Source organism: Streptomyces sp. NPDC048106 (assembly GCF_040706415.1).
Taxonomy (GTDB): domain Bacteria; phylum Actinomycetota; class Actinomycetes; order Streptomycetales; family Streptomycetaceae; genus Streptomyces.
Genome location: NZ_JBEZND010000040.1, coordinates 73,270 through 91,787, shown reverse-complemented (window position 1 = coordinate 91,787; position 18,518 = coordinate 73,270). Strand labels below are relative to the sequence as shown.

General features: G+C 71.6%; 20 protein-coding genes. 4 read left to right on the top strand and 16 right to left on the bottom strand.

Annotated features, from left to right (window positions below):
- Positions 1-79: 79 nt before the first annotated feature.
- The 8 genes from rocD to AB0927_RS31700 form a co-directional block, all read right to left on the bottom strand.
- A complete protein-coding gene (gene rocD, locus AB0927_RS31735) occupies positions 80-1,297 on the bottom strand; it encodes an ornithine--oxo-acid transaminase (protein ID WP_366671227.1) in 1,218 nt (405 codons plus the stop codon).
- On the bottom strand, positions 1,297-2,106 hold the full coding sequence (gene ddaH / locus AB0927_RS31730) for a dimethylargininase (RefSeq protein WP_366671226.1): 810 nt from the start codon (positions 2,104-2,106) through the stop codon (positions 1,297-1,299). Before ddaH ends, rocD begins: the two co-directional genes overlap by 1 nt.
- 177 nt (positions 2,107-2,283) lie before the next feature.
- A complete protein-coding gene (locus AB0927_RS31725; RefSeq protein WP_366671225.1) occupies positions 2,284-2,769 on the bottom strand; it encodes an Lrp/AsnC family transcriptional regulator in 486 nt (161 codons plus the stop codon).
- Between the two features lie 71 nt (positions 2,770-2,840).
- A complete protein-coding gene (locus tag AB0927_RS31720; RefSeq protein ID WP_366671230.1) occupies positions 2,841-3,086 on the bottom strand; it encodes a hypothetical protein in 246 nt (81 codons plus the stop codon).
- Positions 3,087-3,154: 68 nt separating this feature from the next.
- Positions 3,155-4,105: a cytochrome c oxidase assembly protein gene (locus AB0927_RS31715; protein ID WP_366671229.1), complete on the bottom strand. Its 951-nt coding sequence runs from the start codon at positions 4,103-4,105 to the stop codon at positions 3,155-3,157.
- Between the two features lie 122 nt (positions 4,106-4,227).
- Positions 4,228-5,253: a 6-phosphofructokinase gene (locus AB0927_RS31710; protein ID WP_366671224.1), complete on the bottom strand. Its 1,026-nt coding sequence runs from the start codon at positions 5,251-5,253 to the stop codon at positions 4,228-4,230.
- A gap of 253 nt (positions 5,254-5,506) precedes the next feature.
- Positions 5,507-6,235 (bottom strand): type 1 glutamine amidotransferase, encoded by a 729-nt coding sequence (locus AB0927_RS31705; RefSeq protein ID WP_037658850.1) that lies wholly within the window; start codon positions 6,233-6,235, stop codon positions 5,507-5,509.
- A gap of 21 nt (positions 6,236-6,256) precedes the next feature.
- Complete coding sequence (locus AB0927_RS31700) at positions 6,257-7,495, bottom strand: MurT ligase domain-containing protein (RefSeq protein ID WP_366671223.1); 1,239 nt, start codon at positions 7,493-7,495, stop codon at positions 6,257-6,259.
- Between the two features lie 153 nt (positions 7,496-7,648).
- On the opposite strand from AB0927_RS31700, the gene def reads away from it, so the two are divergent.
- Positions 7,649-8,188 (top strand): peptide deformylase, encoded by a 540-nt coding sequence (gene def, locus AB0927_RS31695; protein ID WP_366671222.1) that lies wholly within the window; start codon positions 7,649-7,651, stop codon positions 8,186-8,188.
- Position 8,189: 1 nt separating this feature from the next.
- Here the strand turns inward: def and AB0927_RS31690 are convergent, their stop codons facing one another.
- The gene (locus AB0927_RS31690) at positions 8,190-8,834 is read right to left on the bottom strand and encodes a TetR family transcriptional regulator (protein ID WP_366671221.1); all 645 of its coding nucleotides are present in this window, start codon (positions 8,832-8,834) and stop codon (positions 8,190-8,192) included.
- A gap of 167 nt (positions 8,835-9,001) precedes the next feature.
- On the opposite strand from AB0927_RS31690, the gene AB0927_RS31685 reads away from it, so the two are divergent.
- Entirely contained in the window at positions 9,002-10,231 is a 1,230-nt protein-coding gene (locus AB0927_RS31685; protein ID WP_366671220.1) for an acyl-CoA dehydrogenase family protein, read from the top strand.
- A gap of 115 nt (positions 10,232-10,346) precedes the next feature.
- On the opposite strand, the gene AB0927_RS31680 is transcribed toward AB0927_RS31685, so the two are convergent.
- From AB0927_RS31680 to AB0927_RS31670, 3 genes are read right to left on the bottom strand one after another with little or no spacing between them, the layout of a single operon-like run.
- Positions 10,347-10,892, bottom strand: coding sequence for a cupin domain-containing protein (locus tag AB0927_RS31680; RefSeq protein ID WP_366671219.1), 546 nt, complete (start codon positions 10,890-10,892; stop codon positions 10,347-10,349).
- Between the two features lie 7 nt (positions 10,893-10,899).
- On the bottom strand, positions 10,900-12,123 hold the full coding sequence (locus tag AB0927_RS31675; RefSeq protein ID WP_366671218.1) for a cytochrome P450: 1,224 nt from the start codon (positions 12,121-12,123) through the stop codon (positions 10,900-10,902).
- On the bottom strand, positions 12,120-13,184 hold the full coding sequence (locus AB0927_RS31670) for a type III polyketide synthase (RefSeq protein ID WP_366671217.1): 1,065 nt from the start codon (positions 13,182-13,184) through the stop codon (positions 12,120-12,122). The genes AB0927_RS31675 and AB0927_RS31670 overlap by 4 nt, the downstream gene beginning before the upstream one ends.
- Positions 13,185-13,369: 185 nt before the next feature.
- Between AB0927_RS31670 and AB0927_RS31665 the strand changes: the two genes are divergently transcribed.
- Positions 13,370-14,029 (top strand): transcriptional regulator, encoded by a 660-nt coding sequence (locus AB0927_RS31665; protein WP_366671216.1) that lies wholly within the window; start codon positions 13,370-13,372, stop codon positions 14,027-14,029.
- A 2-nt stretch (positions 14,030-14,031) separates the two neighbouring features.
- Here AB0927_RS31665 and AB0927_RS31660 read toward each other — a convergent pair whose 3' ends face one another.
- The 4 genes from AB0927_RS31660 to AB0927_RS31645 all read right to left on the bottom strand — a co-directional run bounded on the left by AB0927_RS31660 (position 14,032) and on the right by AB0927_RS31645 (position 17,763).
- Positions 14,032-14,265 (bottom strand): DUF6213 family protein, encoded by a 234-nt coding sequence (locus AB0927_RS31660; RefSeq protein WP_366671215.1) that lies wholly within the window; start codon positions 14,263-14,265, stop codon positions 14,032-14,034.
- A gap of 26 nt (positions 14,266-14,291) precedes the next feature.
- Positions 14,292-15,677 carry an NADP-dependent succinic semialdehyde dehydrogenase gene (locus AB0927_RS31655; RefSeq protein ID WP_366671214.1) on the bottom strand — a complete coding sequence of 462 codons (1,386 nt, stop codon included), beginning with the start codon at positions 15,675-15,677 and terminating at the stop codon, positions 14,292-14,294.
- 77 nt (positions 15,678-15,754) lie between these two features.
- On the bottom strand, positions 15,755-16,228 hold the full coding sequence (locus tag AB0927_RS31650; RefSeq protein ID WP_366671213.1) for an NUDIX domain-containing protein: 474 nt from the start codon (positions 16,226-16,228) through the stop codon (positions 15,755-15,757).
- The gene (locus tag AB0927_RS31645) at positions 16,225-17,763 is read right to left on the bottom strand and encodes an ATP-dependent DNA ligase (protein WP_366671212.1); all 1,539 of its coding nucleotides are present in this window, start codon (positions 17,761-17,763) and stop codon (positions 16,225-16,227) included. The genes AB0927_RS31650 and AB0927_RS31645 overlap by 4 nt, the downstream gene beginning before the upstream one ends.
- Before the next feature lie 136 nt (positions 17,764-17,899).
- Here AB0927_RS31645 and AB0927_RS31640 point away from each other — a divergent pair, with 136 nt between their 5' ends.
- Positions 17,900-18,475 carry an XRE family transcriptional regulator gene (locus AB0927_RS31640; protein WP_366671211.1) on the top strand — a complete coding sequence of 192 codons (576 nt, stop codon included), beginning with the start codon at positions 17,900-17,902 and terminating at the stop codon, positions 18,473-18,475.
- The last annotated feature ends 43 nt before the right edge of the window (positions 18,476-18,518 follow it).

The window sequence follows — 18,518 nt, the reverse complement described above, 5'->3', positions numbered from 1 at the left end:
GTGTCCGGCGGATCTTGGCGGAGACGCGGGGTCAAAACCGTGCCGTGACTTCCCTCCACCAAGATCCGCCGGACACCCCCTAGCCCAGTACCCGCTTCAGCGTGTCCAGCGCGGATCGCAGTTCCTCCGCCGTGATCGTCAGTGGCGGTGCCAGGCGGATCGTGGAGCCGTGGGTGTCCTTCGCCAGGATGCCCTCCCGCATCAGGCGCTCGCTGATCTCGCGCCCGCTGCCGATCGCCGGGTCGACGTCGACACCCGCCCACAGGCCACGGGAGCGGAAGCCGAGGACTCCCTTGCCCACCAGCTCGGTCAGCCCGTCCCGCAGGATCACGCCCGACTCGGCGGCCCGTCGCTGGAACTCGCCGGTCTCCAGCAGCTCGATCACCGCGATGCCGACCGCCGCCGCGAGCGGGTTGCCGCCGAACGTCGAGCCGTGCTCGCCCGGGTGCAGCACGCCCAGCACCTCGCGCCGGGCCACCACCGCCGACACCGGCACGATGCCACCGCCGAGCGCCTTGCCGAGCAGCAGCACGTCCGGCACCACGTCCTCGTGCTCGACGGCGAGCGTACGGCCCGTGCGCCCGAGGCCCGACTGGATCTCGTCCGCGATGAAAAGACAACCCTTGCGCCGGGTCAGCTCCCGCACGCCCGTCAGATAGCCGTCGTCCGGGATGACCACCCCGGCCTCGCCCTGGATCGGCTCGATCAGCACCGCCGCCGTGTTCTCGTCGACGGCCTCCTCCAGCGCGGCCAGGTCGTTGTACGGCACCACCTTGAAGCCCGGCGTGAACGGGCCGAAGCCCGCCCGCGCCGACTCGTCGGTGGAGAAGCTCACGATCGTCGTCGTACGGCCGTGGAAGTTGTCCGCCGCGACCACGATCGTGGCCTGGTCGGCGGGCACGCCCTTGACGTCGTAGGCCCATTTGCGGGCCACCTTGATGCCGCTCTCCACCGCCTCGGCGCCGGTGTTCATCGGCAGCACCATGTCCAGGCCGGTCAGCGCCGCGAGCCGCTCGGCGAACTCGGCCAGCCGGTCGTTGTGGAACGCCCGGGAGGTGAGGGTGAGCCGGTCCAGCTGGCGATGGGCGGCCTCGATCAGCGCCGGGTGCCGGTGACCGAAGTTGAGCGCCGAGTACCCGGAGAGCATGTCCAGGTAGCGGCGGCCCTCGACGTCCTCCACCCAGGTGCCCTCGGCCCGGGCCACGACCACCGGCAGCGGGTGGTAGTTGTGCGCCAGGACCGGCTCCTCCGCACGGATCAGGTCGTCGGACGTACGGGTGCGCGCGGGTGCGGTCATCAGCGGATCTCCTGGGTGCAGCACTTGATGCCACCGCCGGCCTTGTGGAACTCCGACAAGTCGACGGGGACGGGGACGTAACCGTGGTCGGCGAGGCGCTCGGACAGCGCCTCCGCCTGGGGTGCGATGAACACGTGCCGGCCGTCGGACACCGAGTTCAGGCCCCAGGTCATCGCGTCCTCGCGGGTGGCCGGCACCGCGTCGGGGAACAGGCGCCGCAGCACCTCGCGGCTGCCCGGCGAGAACGCCTCCGGGTAGTAACAGACATTGACGTCGTCCAGCACGAACAGCGCCGTGTCCAGGTGGTAGAAGTACGGGTCCACCAGCGTCAGGCCGATCACCGGGTACCCCAGGAACTCCTGCGCCTCACGATGCGCCTCCCGGGTGGTGCGGAACCCGGTGCCGGCCAGCAGGTACCGGCCCGTCCACACCAGGTCGCCCTCGCCCTCGGACACCGCTTCGGGGCGGTACACGGTATACCCGGCCGCCTTGAACCAGGTGTCGTAGTGCACCGACTCGGGGCGCCGCTCCGGCGCGTGGAACAGCGAGCCGAAGACGCGGCCGCCGACCACGCACGCCGCGTTGGCCGCGAACACCATGTCCGGCAGGCCCGGCACCGGCTCGACGGAGTCGACGGTATGGCCGTGGGCGCGGTAGGCGCGGATCAGCTCCTGCCACTGCTCACGGGCGAGATCCACGTCAACCGGCCGGTCGGGGTTCATCCAGGGGTTGATCGCGTACTGCACCGCGAAATGTCTGGGTTCACAGACGAGGAAGCGCCGGGGGCGCGATTCACGGCTTTCGGACACAGAGGGTTCCCTCCGGTTTCCGTCTGTCACTGTTGGGTGACTCCACGGTAGGAAGGAACGAGGACGGGCGACAAGCGCGAAAAGCTGCGTGGACCTGCAACATCGCTGCGTTGTCCGGCACGATCACGCAGCCCTGCTGCGCATACTTCCGATCACCCCGTGAAGGTCGTCTCCGGGTCATTCGGGGGCCGCCTGGGTGGCACCCGCCTCCGGGCTGTCGGGGAGGAGATGGGAGAGCACCATCACGCTGATCGTCTTCCGGATGAAGGGCACCGTGCGGATCCGCTCCAGCACCTCCTCGAAGTGGTCCACGTCCCGCGCCCGCACGTGCAGCAGCGCGTCCGCGGCACCGGTCACCGTCATGGCCGCCGTGATCTCCGGATGGTTGCGCACGACCTCCGCGAGACGCCGGGGCGGGGCCGCGCCCTCGCAGTAGACCTCGACGTACGCCTCCGTGCGCCAGCCGAGCGCCGAGGGCTCCACCGTCGCCGTGAACCCGGTGATCACCCCCGTCTCGCGCAGCCGGTCCACCCGCCGCTTGACCGCCGTCGCGGACAGCCCGATCGCCGCGCCGATCTCGGCGAAGCTGCTCCTGGCGTTCGCCATCAGCGCGGTGATGATCTCGCGGTCGAGTTCGTCGAAGGACGCGGCCCTGCTGCTCATGCGGGCTATGTAATCAGCTGGAGGCGCCCGGGAGGCTGGAGGCGCCCGGGGGGCAGGGAGCGCCCGGGGCGCTACGACCGGGTGACGGCCAGGACGAGGGTCAGCAGGCCCAGCACCACCCAGCCGAACCACAGCCAGCCGTTGCCGCCGAGCGTGACCGTGTAGGCGGTCACGGCGACGAGGGAGCCGGCCGTGAGCCCGCCCATCGCCTTGGCCGAGCCGTGCTCACGGCCGTACGCCGAGCCGGGCCCGGTGCCGGGCGTGGGACCGGGTGTGGGACCGGGTGTGGGTGTGGAGCCGTTCGGGGAACCGGGCATCGCGAGACCTCCTCATGGTCCGTCCGACCATGGTGCCCCGGCGGCCGCCCGTAGGGGATACCCCGCGCTCAGCCCTGGCGCGCGTTGAGCGACGCCAGGTAGGCGTTGTACTCCTCCAGCTCCTTGTCGCCGTCCCGGTCGGCCTGCCGGTCCTTGCGCTTGGCGTGGCGCTGCTCGGAGCCGTACCACTGGAACAGCAGCGCGATCAGCACCAGCACCGACGGCACCTCGCTGAACGCCCAGGCGATGCCGCCGGCCGAGCTCTGGTCGGAGAGGGCGTCGATGCCGAGCGAGGCGGGCGGGTGCAGGAAGGTCTTCACCATCGGGGTCGACGCCATCATCAGCGCGATGCCGAAGAACGCGTGGAACGGCATGCCGGCGAACAGCTCCAGCATCCGCATCAGGTGACCCGGCCGGTGCGGGCCCGGGTCCACGCCGATGATCGGCCAGAAGAAGACGACACCGACCGCGAGGAAGTGCACCATCATGAAGATGTGCCCAGTCCTGGAGCCCATCAGGAAGTCGAACAGCGGGGTGAAGTACAGCGCGTACAGGCTCGCGATGAACATCGGGATCGTGAACAGCGGGTGGGTGATCACCCGCATGTACCGGCTGTGCAGCAGCATCAGCAGCAGCTCGCGCGGGCCCTTGCGGCCCCGGCCCGCGGTCGGCAGCGCGCGCAGCGCCAGGGTGACCGGAGCGCCGAGCAGGATCAGGATCGGGGACAGCATGCTGATGACCATGTGCTGCACCATGTGCACGCTGAACATGACCATCCCGTAGTCGTTCAGCCTGGTGCACATCATCAGCATGATGGTCAGCACGCCGAGGACGTACGAGACGGTCCGGGCCATCGGCCACGCGTCACCGCGCCGCCGCAGCCGTACGACCCCCCACGCGTACAGGCCGAGCCCGAGCAGGCAGGCGACCAGGAAGAAGGGCTCCGCCGAGAAGTGGAGCCCACGCCCCAGCGTGAACGGCGGCAGATCCATCACCATGCCGTGCCCGCTGTGATCCATGTGTCCCATGTGATCCATGCGGCGGCTCCTGTTTCACGGGGGTTGTGCGATTCTGTCCGCCCACAAGAGTAGAACCGCCCCCGATCATGCCGATGACCGGGGGCGGGTAGTTCACAAGCGGACTAAAGCACGCACTCCGCCTCGTCGTACCGCTCCACCGGGACCGTCTTCAGCGTCTCCACGGCCTCCGTCAGCGACACCATCACGATGTCGGTGCCGCGCAGCGCCGTCATCATCCCGAACTCGCCCCGGTGCACCGCCTCCACGGCGTGCCAGCCGAAGCGGGTGGCCAGCACCCGGTCGTAGGCGGTCGGCGTGCCGCCGCGCTGCACATGCCCGAGGATGACCGGCCGGGCCTCCTTGCCGAGCCGCTGCTCCAGCTCGATCGACAGCTGGCGGGCGATGCCGGCGAAGCGCTCGTGGCCGTAGACGTCCTTGCCGCCCTCGTCGAACTCCATGGTGCCGGAGCGGGGCTTGGCGCCCTCGGCGGCGACCACGATGGCGAACCGCTTGCCCGCCGCGAACCGCGCGCCGATCTTGCGGGTCAACTCCTCGATGTCGAAGGGCCGCTCCGGTACGACGACGGCGTGGGCGCCGGCCGCCATGCCGGAGTGCAGGGCGATCCAGCCGGTGTGCCGGCCCATGACCTCCACGATCAGCACCCGCTGGTGGGACTCGGCGGTGGTCTTCAGCCGGTCCAGCGCCTCCGTCGCCACGGTCACCGCGGTGTCGAAGCCGAAGGTGACGTCGGTGACAGCGATGTCATTGTCGATCGTCTTGGGCACGCCCACGATGGGCAGTCCGTTGTCCGACAGCAGCCGGGCCGCCTTGAGGGTGCCCTCGCCGCCGATCGGGATGATCGCGTCCAGACCCAGCTCCGCGACATGGCCCCTGGCCCGCTCGACGCCGTCGCGCAGATGCTCGGGGCGGACCCGCGAGGAGCCGAGGATGGTGCCGCCCCGGGCCAGGATGCCACCGACGGCGTCGAGGTCGAGCTTCACGGAGTCGCACTCCAGGAGGCCCTTCCAGCCGTCCCGGAAACCGATGACCTCGTCGCCGTGGTCGGCGACCGCACGGTGCACGACGGACCGGATGACGGCGTTCAGACCAGGACAGTCGCCGCCGGACGTGAGGACACCAATGCGCATAGCCCGAATTACCTTCTCGACGTGGGCCGGGATACCGGACCACGTTGTCCGGCCGATTCCCGGCCACCCTACCGGCGTGAGGGGGTGGCTCCGTAGCGGGCGTCCGCCTGCTGGACGCGCCCGCCCAGATGAGCGGACGAGCCGTCAGGCGGGCCCACCACGACCCTGCCGGAACCCGCTGAGAAGCCCCTGACGCGAGGCTTACGCCGGCTGCCGCGCGGCAGTACCCACGCGGGCTGCCGCACGGCGGTTCTCACGCGGGCTGCTGCGCGGCCGCGATGCGCTCCTCGCGGAGCGCGTCGTACCACCGGTCGTCGATCGGCGGCAGCGCGTTGACGTCCAGCGCCAGCTTCAGCAGCAGGTCGGCGATGAGCGGGTTGCGGGCCAGGACCGGCCCGTGCATGTACGTGCCGAAGACGGTCCCGTTGTACGCGCCCTCCGTGCCGTCCCCGGTGCCGTTGCCCCGGCCGATCTTGGTCCGGGCGAACGGGCGGGCGGTCGGGCCGAGGTGGGTGACGCCCTGGTGGTTCTCGAAGCCGGTCAGCGGGGGCAGGCCGAGCTGCGGGTCGATGTCGCCGAGCACGTCGCCGACGCACCGCTCGCCCTCGCCGCGCACCGAGACCACGTCGAGCAGGCCGAGGCCCGGCTCACGCTGGCCGAGGTCGTTGATGAACTCGTGGCCGAGGATCTGGTAGCCGGCGCACACCGAGAAGACGATGGCGCCGTTCTGCACCGCTCGCTGGAGGTGCCCGTCACGGCGCAGCCGCTCGGCCGCCAGCCGCTGCGGACGGTCCTCGCCGCCGCCGATCAGGTAGATGTCGCCGGAGGTCGGGATCGGCTGGTCGCTGCGCACGTCGAGCCGGGCCACGTCCAGGCCGCGCTGCCGGGCCCGGCGCTCCACGACCAGGGCGTTGCCCTGGTCGCCGTAGGTGCTCAGCAGGTCCGGGTAGATCCACACCAGCCGCAGTTGGTTGTCGCTCATGAGGTGATCGCCCTTCGAAGATCAGTTGCCGACGCGGCGGCGCAGGTCCTGGAACGCGGTGTAGTTCGCGATGACCTCGATCCGGCCGGGCGGGCACAGCTGCACGGCCTGGTCGAGGTTCTCGCAGACCTGGAAGTGCTGGTTGGCGACCTCCAGACGCACCGCGAGGTCCAGCTTGCGGTCGCCGAGCACGAAGATCGGGTGACCGGTGAGCCGGGTGTAGTCGACGTCCCACAGCCAGGAGGTGTCGGTTCCGTCGGCCCCGCGGGCGTTCACCGAAAGGATCACCGGGGCGGGCGGCGGGTCGATCAGCGAGAAGGTCTCCAGCCAGCCGGCCGGGTTCTTGGCCAGCAGCAGGCGCAGGTCGCGGTTCTGGAACTGCACGACGTCGTACCGGCCGGCGACCGCCTGCACCTGGTACATCCGCTCCAGGGCGACCTGCGGCGGCACCCCGAAGACGGCGGCGACGGCCGCGGAGCTGGCCGCGTTGGCCTTGTTGGCGCGGCCCGGCAGCTGGAGGTGGATCGGCCAGGCGGAGCCGTGCGGGTCGAGGACGTGGTCCCCGGACAGCGCCCAGCTCGGCGTGGGCCGGCGGAAGCCGCACTCGCCGCAGTACCAGTCGTCGCCGGGGCGCTGCATCACGCCACCGCAGGACGGGCAGGACCAGGCGTCGTCCTTCCACATCTGCCCGGCCGCGACCCAGATCACGTTCGGGGACGAGGAGGCGGCCCACACCACCAGCGGGTCGTCGCAGTTGGCGACCACGACCGCCTTGGAGCCGGCCAGGCCCTCGCGCCAGTTCTCGGCGAGCATCCGGGTCTCGGCGGCGCGGTCGAGCTGGTCGCGGGAGAGGTTCAGCAGGGCGATGCACTTCGGGTCGGTGTCCCGGGCCACTCCGGCCAGGTACTTCTCGTCGACCTCTATGACGCCGAACTTGGAGTCCGAGCCGCCCGCGAGCGCGGAGGTGATGCCGGCCGGCATGTTGGCGCCGAGCGCGTTCGACACCACGGGGCCCGCGGCGCGCAGCGCCTCCGCGATGAGCCGGGTGGTGGTGGTCTTGCCGTTGGTGGCGGACACCAGGACGACGTCCAGGTTCTGGGCGAGCCGCGCCAGGAGGTCGGGGTCGAGCCGCAGCGCGACCTTGCCCCCGATCACCGACCCGCTGCCCCGTCCGGCGGCGCGCGATGCCGCCGCGACCGCCCTGCCCGCGGTCACGGCCAGCTTGGCCCGCGGCGTGAGCGGGTCCGAGTTGCCTGCCATCAGTTCTCGATCCTCCTTGCGTACGCGCCGCGCCTGGGGCCATCCGGCAACGTGGTGTGAACCCTCAGCCTATCGAGATCCATTCCCGCACCCGAATCCCGGTCCGCACCCACTGCGGCGGGCGTGGGCTGAACGAACCGTACCCTTGCCGCCATGCGACACGGTTCCATTCCGGGCGTCCACGGGCGCGTCCGGCCCCTCACCCTGCTCGGCGACCCCCGCCTGCGCGAACGATGCCGGGACGTCACGGACTTCGGCCCCGAGACGGCGGCGCTCGTGGAGGACTTGTTCGCCACGATGTACGCGGCCCAGGGGGTGGGCCTGGCCGCGAATCAGATCGGGGTGCCGCTGCGGGTGTTCGTCTACGACTGCCCGGACGACGACGATGTCCGGCATCTCGGGCATGTGGTGAACCCGCGTCTGGTGGCGGCCGACGGGATCGTGCTGCGGGGCCCCGAGGGCTGCCTGTCCCTGCCGGGCCTGGAGGCGGGCACGGAGCGGTACGACCACGCGGTGGTCGAGGGCTTCACCGTGACCGGTGAGCCGGTCACGGTCCACGGCACGGGCTTCTTCGCCCGCTGTCTGCAGCACGAGTGCGACCACCTGGAGGGCCGGGTGTACGCGGACCGGCTGACGGGCCTGCGTAGGCGCAGGCTGGAGCGGCGGATCCGGCGGGCCTCCTGGAGCCGGTGACTCAGAACCCCGGGCCGCCCGCCCGGTCCCCGGCGGCGGCGAGCCGGCCCCACAGCAGGTCGGCCAGGGAGCGCACCAACTCGGCGCGGGTGCAGGGGCGTTCGCCCAGCCACCAGTCGCCGGCCGCGTGCATCATCCCGACGATCCCGTGGCCCCACACCCGGGCGAGCTGCTGGCTGCCGGGGCCGAGGTCCACCCGCTCCTCGATGACCTGGGCCAGGTCCTCGCCCATCCGCCGCAGCAGCGGGGCGCTGTGCTTGCCGACGTCGAATCCCTGGTCGGCCGCGGTGCTGCCCTCCGCCGGGTGCATCAGGAACCGGTACACCTGGGGTCGCGCCTCGATGGCGGCGAGGTAGGTGTCCAGCGTGGACTCCACCCGCTCCCGCCGGTCCGCCGGGGCGTCGAGCGCGGCCCGCAGGGAGGACAGAAGGGCGTCGGTGTGCCGCCTGGCGAGCGCGGCGTAGAGTCCGCCCTTGTCGCCGAAGTGCCGGTAGAGGATCGGCTTGGTGATCCCGGCCTCGGCGGCGATCGCGTTCATCGACGCCTGCGGGCCGTCGCGGAGCACCACCCGGTCGGCGGCTTCCAGCAGCTCGCGCCGTCGGCGGTCGGCGGACCGCTGCTGATCGGTCCGCTGTGTGGTCTCCATATGTGCTCCCCACCCGTGTTGATTCGGTGACGCCAGCGCAAACTAACACTGGCAGGGCCTGTGACATCGAACGGGATGCCGAGGCACCCTTGCCGGTTGACTTTTCCTACCCGTCAGTAACAGACTCGGGTTACCGTAAGTAACATCGTACCGCCGCTGGAGGGGACATGGCCGAGTTCACCATGGAGCTGAACGACGAGCAGAAGGAAGTCCGGGACTGGCTCCATGGCTTCGCCGCCGATGTGATCCGGCCCGCGGCCGCCGAGTGGGACGAGCGCGAGGAGACCCCCTGGCCGGTCATCCAGGAGGCCGCGAAGGTCGGCATCTACTCCCTCGACTTCTACGCGCAGCAGTACTTCGACCCCACCGGCCTCGGCATCCCGATGGCCATGGAGGAGCTGTTCTGGGGCGACGCGGGCATAGCCCTGTCCATCGTGGGCACCGGCCTGGCCGCGGTGGGCGTCCTCGCCAACGGCACCGAGGAGCAGATCGGCACCTGGATCCCGCAGATGTACGGGGACGCCACGGACGTCAAGGTCGCCGCGTTCTGCTCCTCCGAGCCCGACGCCGGCTCCGACGTGGCCTCCATGCGCACGCGCGCGGTGTACGACGAGGCCAAGGACGAGTGGGTGATCAACGGCACGAAGACCTGGGCGACCAACGGCGGCATCGCCAACGTCCACGTCGTCGTCGCCAGCGTCGACCCGGAGCTGGGCTCCAAGGGCCACGCCTCCTTCATCATCCCGCCGGGCACGCCGGGGCTCGCGCAGGGCCAGAAGTTCAAGAAGCACGGCATTCGCGCCTCGCACACCGCCGAGGTCGTCCTCGACAATGTGCGGGTTCCGGGGTCCTGCCTGCTCGGCGGCAAGGAGAAGCTGGACGAGCGGCTCGCCCGGGCCCGGGAGAAGGCGAAGGCCGGGGGCGGGGAGCGGGTGAAGAACGCGGCGATGGCCACGTTCGAGGCCTCCCGGCCGGCGGTCGGCGCGATGGCCGTCGGCACCGCACGGGCCGCTTACGAGGTCGCCCTCGACTACGCCAAAACGCGGGAGCAGTTCGGGCGGCCGATCATCGACAACCAGGGCGTCGCCTTCCAGCTCGCGGACATGCGGACGCAGATCGACGCGGCGCGGCTGCTGGTGTGGCGGGCCTCGTGGATGGCGATCAACGGCAAGCCGTTCACGGCGGCCGAGGGCTCGATGTCCAAGCTGTTCGCCAGCGAGACCGCGAAGAAGGTGAGCGCGCAGGCGATCCAGATCCTGGGCGGGAACGGGTACACCCGGGAGTACCCGGTGGAGCGTATGCACCGGGACGCGGCTATTTACACCATTTTTGAGGGGACGAGCGAGATCCAGCGGCTCGTCATCGCGCGGACCCTGTCGGGGATGCCCATTCGCTAGGGCGCCGCCTGTTCGGCCATGGGGAAACCGCGCGGCTCCCGCGGTTCGCCGACCGCGGTGCACCGTGCGGTTTCCACCGGCCCCCGACCCCGCCGCCCCTTTCCGGACGGCGGGCTCACCTGTGTTTCAAGGGGGTGAGCTGCTCGATGTCGTACTTGAGCCGCAACGCCTCTATCGCCTCCTGGTCGGGCGGGCCGCCGTCGCTGAGGATCTCGAGGAGTTCCTCGAAATAGCGCTCGTGGTCCGGGGGCGGGCTCGCCTGGAAGAACATCTTGGCGGGGACGTCCGTGGGGTTCGCGAAGGCGTGGGGGCAGCCGGGGGGTACGACGATGACCGTGCCCGGGGTCGCCCGCACCACCCGGTTGCCCGAACTCGACTCCCACCTCCTCCAGTTGTCGGGGGTGCGGATGCGGGGCTCGAAGGCGAGCACGTCCAGCTCGCCCTCCAGGACGTAGAACAACTCCTCGCTGCGGGTGTGCACATGGGCGCCGACGTCGAAGCCCGGCGGGACCTCCACCTCGAAGGTGGAGGCCATCCGCGAGTGCGTGCCGGTGACCTTGAACGTGACCCGCTGCGCGGGCGTCTCCACCACCCGGCCCTGGCCCGGCGGCACGAGCAGCCCGTCGACCGATGCCGATGTCAGCCCTTCGACCGTCGTCATCGCCGGCTCACCACATCACGGGAAGTGCCTCGGGGCCGCGGATCAGCGCGCCCTTCCTGAAGGGCACCTCCTCGGGCGGTACGGCCAGCTTCAGGCCCGGGATCCGGTCCAGCAGGGCGTCGACCAGCAGCTCGGACTCCAGCCGGGCGAGCTGGCCGCCCGGGCAGTAGTGCGGCCCGAAGCCGAACGACACATGCGGGTTGGGACTGCGGGAGAAGTCGATCTCCTCCGGGCGGGGGAAGACCTCCGGGTCGCGGTTCGCGGCCAGGTAGGAGACGTAGACCGCGTCGCCCGCGCGGATCCGGACGCCCCTGATCTCGACGTCCTCCAGGGCGATCCGCGACAGGCCGACCGCGTTGCGGTGCGGGATGTACCGCAGCAGCTCGTCGATCGCCTTCGGGCGGATCGCCGGGTCGTAGCGCAGCCGTTCGGCCAGGTCGGGGCGGGTCAGCAGCAGGTAGAACATCTGCCCGCTGTTGTTGGTGACCGCCTCGCCGCCGATCTGGAGCAGGACGGCGAGACCGACGGCCTCCTCCAGGGTCACCTCGCCCCGGCCCACGGCCGCGCCCAGCAGCGAGGCGACGTCCTCGGCCGTGCTGTGCTCGCGCGCCCCGACGAGGCCGGAGAAGTACGCGCTCATCTCGCGCTTGGCCCGCTCGCTGACCTCCTTGCCGTGCGCGGAGGACAGGATCAGCTGGGTCCACTCGTGCATGTCGTGCCGGTCGGCGGCCGGGACGCCCATCAGCTCGCAGATCACCGCGATGGGGAACGGGCTGAGGACCGCCGCCGTCAGATCGGCCGGCGGGCCGCCCGCCAGGAGCCGGTCGACCAGCTCGTCCAGCATGGCGCGCGCCTTCTCGCGCACCCGCTCCACGCCCTTGGCGGTGAAGGCCGCGGTGACCGAGCGGCGCAGCCGCGTGTGGTCGGGCGGGTCGAGGAAGCCGACCGCGCCGCGGTCCGGTATGAAGTGCGGGGCGAGCCGGGTGACCGGCTTGTCCATGACCGCCTCGCGGCCGAAGCGGGGGTCGTTGGTCACCATGCGCACGTCGTCGTACCGGGTGACCAGCCACGCCCAGCCCTCGCCGTTGGGCAGTTGGACGCGGGTGACCGGGCCCTCCTGCATCAGCTCGCGGAGCACGGGGTCGAAGTCGGTTCCGGTGAGGTCGAGCGCCGGCCACTGGCGGACCGGCGGCACGGCCTCGGTGAGCGTCGCCTCCTCGGTCTCCGTCATCGCCCGCCCCCGTCGCCGTCGACCCAGCGGCCGACCGTCATCTCGGCGGTGATGCCGGGTCCGAAGCCGGCGAGCAGTCCGCGCGCCCGTTCCTCGGCGCCGCCCTCGTCGAACAGCCGGCGCAGCGCGTCCAGGACGACGGCGCTCGCGATGTTGCCGTACTCGGTGAGCGTGGACCGGCTGAACCGGAACGCGTGCGGCTCGACCTCCAGGAACTTGCTGAGGTCGTCGAGGATGCGGGGGCCGCCGGCGTGGATGATGTAGAAGTCCAGGTCGGTGGCGTCCCAGCCGTGGGTGCCCGCCAGGTCCTTGAGCGCCGGGGCGAGCGGCTCCATGGTGGTGGGCACCCGCTTGTCCAGCAGGAAGTGGAAGCCGGTGGCCCGGACGTCGTAGGCGATCCAGTCCTCGGTCTTCGGGATCAGGTAGGAGCCGTTGCGCTCCAGCTGGACGCCCCTGCCGCCGCGTCCGCGCACCACGGCGGCGGCGATGCCGTCGCCGAACAGGCCGTTGGACAGCAGCGAGCCGACGCCGAGGTCGGTGGGCTGGTAGCACAGCGAGCAGAACTCGCAGGCCACGATCAGCGCGTTGGCGTTGGGGTACGCCGTGCAGAAGTCGTGGGCCCGGTTGATCGCCGCGCCGCCGGCCGCGCAGCCCAGCTGGGCGATGGGCAGTTGACGGGTGGTGCTGTCGAAGTCCATCTCGTTGATCAGCCACGCCGTGAGCGAGGGCATCATGAAGCCCGTGCACGACACGTAGATGATCACGTCGATGTCGGTGGTGAGGAGCTCGGCGTCGTCCAGCGCCCGCTGGATCACCGCCGGGACCCGGGCCTTGGCCTCGGCCTCGTAGAGCTTGTTGCGGTCCTCGAAGCCGGGGTGCTTGAGGGTCTCCTCGATGGGCTGCACGATGTGCCGGGTCTTCACACCGGTGTTCTCGATGAGCCTCAGTGCCAGCGCCAGTTGAGGGTGGTCCGCGTGGCGGGAGCGCGCCAGCTCCAGCGTCTCCTCCATCGTGATCACGTGCTCCGGGACCGACACCGAGGGTCTGCACAAAGTCGCCATGAACCGTCCCTGCTTTCCGCGTGTCCGATGGGCCTTCACCCACCGGTCAGAAGGTGGTTCACCTCAGGAGGTGCTCCATCCACCGTCACCCGAGGGGAGCACGATCTCGCGCTGGGTTACTCCGAATCGGGGACGCCGTGGCAGGCTCGAAGGGGGACTTCCGACGCCGGACGAGGGAAAAAACCATGCCGACCGTTAACGCGAAAGCCCTGCTGGGGACGGCCGTCGAGGCCCTCGCCCCGGACCCCGCGGCCCACCCCCTGGTACCGCTCGTCGAACGCGGCGAGGCACCCGTCGGGACCCTGGCCCTGCTGGCCCTGGAACAGCGCTGGGTGATCCCCGCCGACCAGGCCGCCTTCGAACACCTGGCCGCACGCGCCGACTCCGCGTCCGCCGGCTTCTTCGCGGCCCTAGCGGGGGGAGAGGAACTGGCCGCCCGGTATCTGACGGCCTTCGCCGAGGCGTGCGGGGTCACCGAGGACCGCGCCCGCGCCTACATTCCCCGGCCCGGCTGCCAGTCCTGCCCCGCCTACGTGGCCTGGCTCGCCCTCAACGCGGCCCCTGCCGACGCGGTCGTCGCCCTGACAGCCAACTTCTCGGCGTGGGGCGGTTACTGCGCCCGCATCGCCACGGGGCTGCGCCGCCACTACGGCTTCCCCGACGAGGCCTGCGCCTTCTTCGACTTCTTCGCCGAGCCGGTCCCGGACCTGGACCACCGGGCGACGGCGGCGGTCCGGGCGGCGCTCGACGCGGGGGAGCTGGACACCGGCCTGGCCCACGCGTACGCGGGTCTGCTCCAGACGTACGAGGCGATGTTCTGGAACGGGCTGCTCACACGTCCCTGACCTCACGGAGCCCCGCTGCTGTGCGCGATGCACGCCACGTCGATACGGTCCGCCAGCTTCGCCAGCTCGATCGTCAGCGCGGCCACCGTGTCCTCGTCCAGCTCCTGCTCACCGGTCTCGACCAGCCGCAGCCAGCGTCCCCCCACGGTCCGCAACAACTTGCTCACATCGGCGGCGGCCACCTGCAAGGTCCCGCGGTCGTCGACGATCAGAGGCAGAGTCACTTCGCGGTTCACAAAAGAGGATGGTAGCCGTGCATACGTCACGCACTCTGCCAAACCGTGGTGATGTTGCAGAACTCCCGCATTCCGTGCCCGGACAGCTCACGCCCGTACCCCGAGCGCTTCACCCCGCCGAAGGGGAACGCCGGGTGGGACGCGGTCATCCCGTTGACGTACACCGCCCCGGCCTCCAGGTCCCGCGCGAACCGCTCGACTTCGCCGTCATCCCGCGTCCACACATTCGAACTCAGCCCGAACGGGGAGTCGTTGGCGATGAGCAGCGCCTCGTCCAGGTCGGCGGCCCGGTACAGCGTGGCGACCGGCCCGAACGCCTCCTCGCGGTGGATGCGCATCTCGCGGGTGATCCCGGCGAGCACGGTCGGCGGGTAGTACCAGCCGGGCCCGTCCGGCCGGGTGCCGCCGCACAGCACCTCGGCCCCGCTGCGCCGCGCGTCGTCCACCAGCTCCTCCACGTCCTTGCGCCCCTGCTCGCTGGAGAGCGGCCCGATCTCGGTGTCCTCCTCCAGCGGATCGCCGATCCGCAGCGCCTTCATGCCCGCGACGAACCGCTCGGCGAAGGCGTCGTAGACATCGCCGTGCACGATGAACCGCTTCGCGGCGATGCAGGACTGCCCGTTGTTCTGCACGCGCGCGGTCACCGCGACCTCGGCGGCCCGGTCGACGTCGGCGGAGGGCATGACCACGAACGGGTCGCTGCCGCCCAGCTCCAGGACCGTCTTCTTGATCATCTCCCCGGCGGCGGAGGCGACCGCCCGCCCGGCGGGCTCGCTGCCGGTGAGGGTGGCCGCCTTGACCCGCTCGTCGCGCAGGATGTCGTCCACCGCGGCGGAGCCGATCAGCAGCGTCTGGAAGCAGCCCTCCGTGAAGCCCGCCCGGTGGAACAGGTCCTCCAGGTACAGGGCGGTCCCCGGGACGTTGGAGGCGTGCTTGAGCAGGCCCACGTTGCCCGCCATCAGCGCGGGCGCGGCGAACCGGATCACCTGCCAGAGCGGGAAGTTCCAGGGCATCACCGCGAGCACGGGGCCCAGCGGCCGGTAGCGGACCCTGACCCGGCTCGCCCCGGAGTCGCGGACGTCCGCCTCGGCGGGCTCCTCGTCGGCGAGCAGGGCCTCGGCGTGCTCGGCGTACCAGCGCATGGCCTTGGCACACTTGGCGGCCTCCGCGCGGGCCTGCTTGACCGGCTTGCCCATCTCGGTGGTCATGACCCTGCCGATCTCCTGCTGGTCCTCGTCCAGCAGGTCGGCGGCCTTGTTCAGCAGCCGGGCGCGCTCGGTGAACGGGGTCGTCCGGTACGTGCGGAACGTGGCCTCGGCGAGCTGGAGCCGGCGTTCCAGCTCCTCCTCGCCCATGGCCTCGTACGTCTTGAGTGTCTCGCCGTTCGCCGGGTTCACCGTCGCGATGGGCATGGCTGGCCTCCCCTGGAAGCGGGCTGTGCTTCGACCTTCGCGCGCGGCCCGCTTGGGCGCAACGCCAGGTCGCCTGTTCAGCCCGAGTGCTCCGCCAGCCGGTCGAGAAACGCGGCCTGCGCGGTGATGATCACCTCGCGGGCCCGCTCCAGGCCGAGCCAGGCCACCCGGTCCAGTTCCGGGAACTCCGCCCGCCGCCCCGAGCGCGGGGGCCACTCCATGGTGAAGGTGCCGGGGGCGAAACCGGTCAGGTCCGGGTCGCCCCGTACCGCCCAGGCCGTGACGGCCTTGCCGTTCTTCTGTACGACCTCGCCGAGCGGTACGGCCTCTCCGTCGGGCGGCGCGAGGCCCAGCTCCTCCCGGAACTCCCGCCGGGCCGCCTCCCAGGCGGGCTCGTCGTCCGCGTACTCGCCCTTGGGGAGCGTCCAGGCCCCGGCCTCCTTCCTCGCCCACAGCGGGCCGCCCATATGGCCGAGCAGTACCTCGACCCCCTCGCCGGTGTGCCGGTACACCAGCAGACCCGCGCTGCGTCTCGTCGTGCGTGCCGTCACGGTGTGACCTCCGGGTGGGCCGCGAGCAGGGACTGGACGGTATCGGCCTCGGCGGGGCTCTTGTCCTCGCGGTAGCGGACCACGCGGGCGAAGCGGAGGGTGACGCCGGCCGGGTAGCGGGAGGAGCGCTGGAGGCCGTCGTAGGCGATCTCCACGACGAGTTCGGGGCGGACCCGCACCGTCCAGCCGTCGTCCTCGACCGCGAGTCGCCGCAGACGGTCGGTCTGCCAGTCGAGCATCGCGTCCGTCATGCCCTTGAAGGTCTTGCCGAGCATCGCGAAGCCGCCGTCCGCGGTGCGGGCGCCGAGGTGGAGGTTGGACAGCTTGCCGGTGCGCCTGCCGTGGCCCCGCTCGGCCGCCAGCACCACCAGGTCGAGGGTGTGCACCGGCTTGACCTTGAGCCAGGCGGCGCCGCGCCGGCCCGCGCTGTAGGGGGCGGCCAGCGACTTCACCACCACGCCCTCGTGGCCGCGGGCCAGGGTGTCGGTGAGGAACCGCTGCGCCGCGGGGACGTCCCCGGCGCCCTCGGCCAGCGCCCGCCGGACCCGCATCGGCTCGGGCACCAGCCGGGCCAGCTCCGCGTGCCGCTCGGCGAAGGGCAGGTCGAGCAGATCGCGGTCGTCCGCCGCGAGGACGTCGAAGAAGACGGGGGAGACCGGGACCTGTTCGGCCGCCCGCGCCACGTCCGTGCGGGAGCCGACCCGGCCCGCCGTCTCCTGGAAGGAGCGGGGCCGCCCGGCCGCGTCGAAGGAGATCACCTCGCCGTCCAGGATGAACCGCTCGCCCCTCAGCTCCCGTGCGGCGGCCGTCACCTCGGGCAGCCGGGAGGTGATGTCGTCCAGGGTGCGGGTGTGCACGCGGACCGTGTCGCCGTCCCGGTGCACCTGCACCCGGATGCCGTCCAGCTTCTCCTCCACCGCGCAGGGCCCCAGCTTCTCCACGGCCTCGGCGACGGAGGAGGCGCTGTGCGCCAGCATCGGCAGCACCGGGCGGCCGACCGTGAGCCGGAACCGGTCGAGTGCGGCGGGCCCCTCGCCCAGCAGGGCCTGCGCGACCGCGCGCAGCGAGCCCGAGAGCATCACCGCCCGCCGCACGTCACCCGCCCGCGCGCCGGTCGCCCGCGCGAGGCCCTCCACCGCGACCGCGTCCAGGGCGCCCTGGCGGACCTCGCCGGTGAGCAGACCGCGCAGGAAGTACTGCTCCTCGTCGGTGGCCGCGCCCATCAGCGCGCCCACGAGCCGGGCGCGCTCGGCCTGGGCACCGGCTCCGGACACCTGGCCCAGGCCGGTGAGGGCGGCGTCGACCGCGCGGACGGTGAGGGTGGGCTGGGCGGCCGGCGGGACCCGCTCGCCCAGCACCTTCCAGCCGACGCCCAGCCGGCCCTGCGGCAGCCGTCCGGCGAGGTACGGGATGACGATCGGCGCGTCGTCCGGGTCCGCCTCCCGGAACAGCTCCGCGAGCAGCGCGATCTTGCGGGACCGGGCCGCCGTCGCGGCGACCTCCCGGGACACCTGGGCGAGCCGGGCCAGCAGCATGCCCCCAAGGGTGCCTCATGGACCGGCCGGGTGCGATGCCCGGCCCCGCGGGACCGACAGCCGGACCGACCGCGAGACCGACCGCGAGACCGACAGCGGAATTGACAATTGGGTTTGCCGAAACTGCAATGCCGGCATGAGCACCGAAGACGTCCTGGCGGAGGTGGGTCCCCGGCTGCGGCGGATCCGCAGGGAACGGGAGGTGACGCTGGCGGCGCTGTCCCAGGCCACCGGCATCTCCGTGAGCACCCTGTCGCGGCTGGAGTCCGGGCTGCGCAGGCCCAGCCTGGAACTGCTGCTGCCGATCGCGCAGGCCCACCAGGTCCCGCTGGACGAGTTGGTCGGCGCGCCGCCGGTCGGCGACCCCCGGGTGCGGGCGGAGCCGGTGCGGCGGCAGGGCCGTACGTTCTGGCCGCTGACCCGCCAGCCCGGCGGCCTCCAGGCCTTCAAGGTGCTCGAACCGCGGCGCGCGGAGGAGCCGGAGCCGCGCAGCCACGAGGGGTACGAGTGGCTGTACGTGCTGTCCGGGCGGCTGCGGCTGGTGCTCGGCGAGCACGACGTGGTGCTGTCGGCCGGGGAGGCGGCCGAGTTCGACACCCGGGTACCGCACTGGTTCGGGTCGACGGGGGAGGGGCCGGTGGAGTTCCTGAGCCTGTTCGGGCCGCAGGGGGAGCGGATGCATGTGCGGGCGCGCCCGGCGGCGCGGAGGTGAGCCCCCGGGGGGTGTTCCCGGATAGGCAAGCGACCGCTTAGTA

Coding starts and splice junctions, on each gene's coding strand:
- rocD (WP_366671227.1), bottom strand. CDS start 1,297: ATGACCGCACCCGCGCGCACCCGTACGTCCGACGACCTGATCCGTGCG.
- def (WP_366671222.1), top strand. CDS start 7,649: ATGCGACACGGTTCCATTCCGGGCGTCCACGGGCGCGTCCGGCCCCTC.
- AB0927_RS31700 (WP_366671223.1), bottom strand. CDS start 7,495: ATGGCAGGCAACTCGGACCCGCTCACGCCGCGGGCCAAGCTGGCCGTG.
- AB0927_RS31640 (WP_366671211.1), top strand. CDS start 17,900: ATGAGCACCGAAGACGTCCTGGCGGAGGTGGGTCCCCGGCTGCGGCGG.
- AB0927_RS31725 (WP_366671225.1), bottom strand. CDS start 2,769: ATGAGCAGCAGGGCCGCGTCCTTCGACGAACTCGACCGCGAGATCATC.
- AB0927_RS31710 (WP_366671224.1), bottom strand. CDS start 5,253: ATGCGCATTGGTGTCCTCACGTCCGGCGGCGACTGTCCTGGTCTGAAC.
- AB0927_RS31665 (WP_366671216.1), top strand. CDS start 13,370: ATGCCGACCGTTAACGCGAAAGCCCTGCTGGGGACGGCCGTCGAGGCC.
- AB0927_RS31655 (WP_366671214.1), bottom strand. CDS start 15,677: ATGCCCATCGCGACGGTGAACCCGGCGAACGGCGAGACACTCAAGACG.
- AB0927_RS31675 (WP_366671218.1), bottom strand. CDS start 12,123: ATGACGGAGACCGAGGAGGCGACGCTCACCGAGGCCGTGCCGCCGGTC.
- AB0927_RS31645 (WP_366671212.1), bottom strand. CDS start 17,763: ATGCTGCTGGCCCGGCTCGCCCAGGTGTCCCGGGAGGTCGCCGCGACG.
- AB0927_RS31680 (WP_366671219.1), bottom strand. CDS start 10,892: ATGACGACGGTCGAAGGGCTGACATCGGCATCGGTCGACGGGCTGCTC.
- AB0927_RS31685 (WP_366671220.1), top strand. CDS start 9,002: ATGGCCGAGTTCACCATGGAGCTGAACGACGAGCAGAAGGAAGTCCGG.
- AB0927_RS31690 (WP_366671221.1), bottom strand. CDS start 8,834: ATGGAGACCACACAGCGGACCGATCAGCAGCGGTCCGCCGACCGCCGA.
- AB0927_RS31705 (WP_037658850.1), bottom strand. CDS start 6,235: ATGAGCGACAACCAACTGCGGCTGGTGTGGATCTACCCGGACCTGCTG.
- AB0927_RS31670 (WP_366671217.1), bottom strand. CDS start 13,184: ATGGCGACTTTGTGCAGACCCTCGGTGTCGGTCCCGGAGCACGTGATC.
- AB0927_RS31720 (WP_366671230.1), bottom strand. CDS start 3,086: ATGCCCGGTTCCCCGAACGGCTCCACACCCACACCCGGTCCCACACCC.
- AB0927_RS31715 (WP_366671229.1), bottom strand. CDS start 4,105: ATGGATCACAGCGGGCACGGCATGGTGATGGATCTGCCGCCGTTCACG.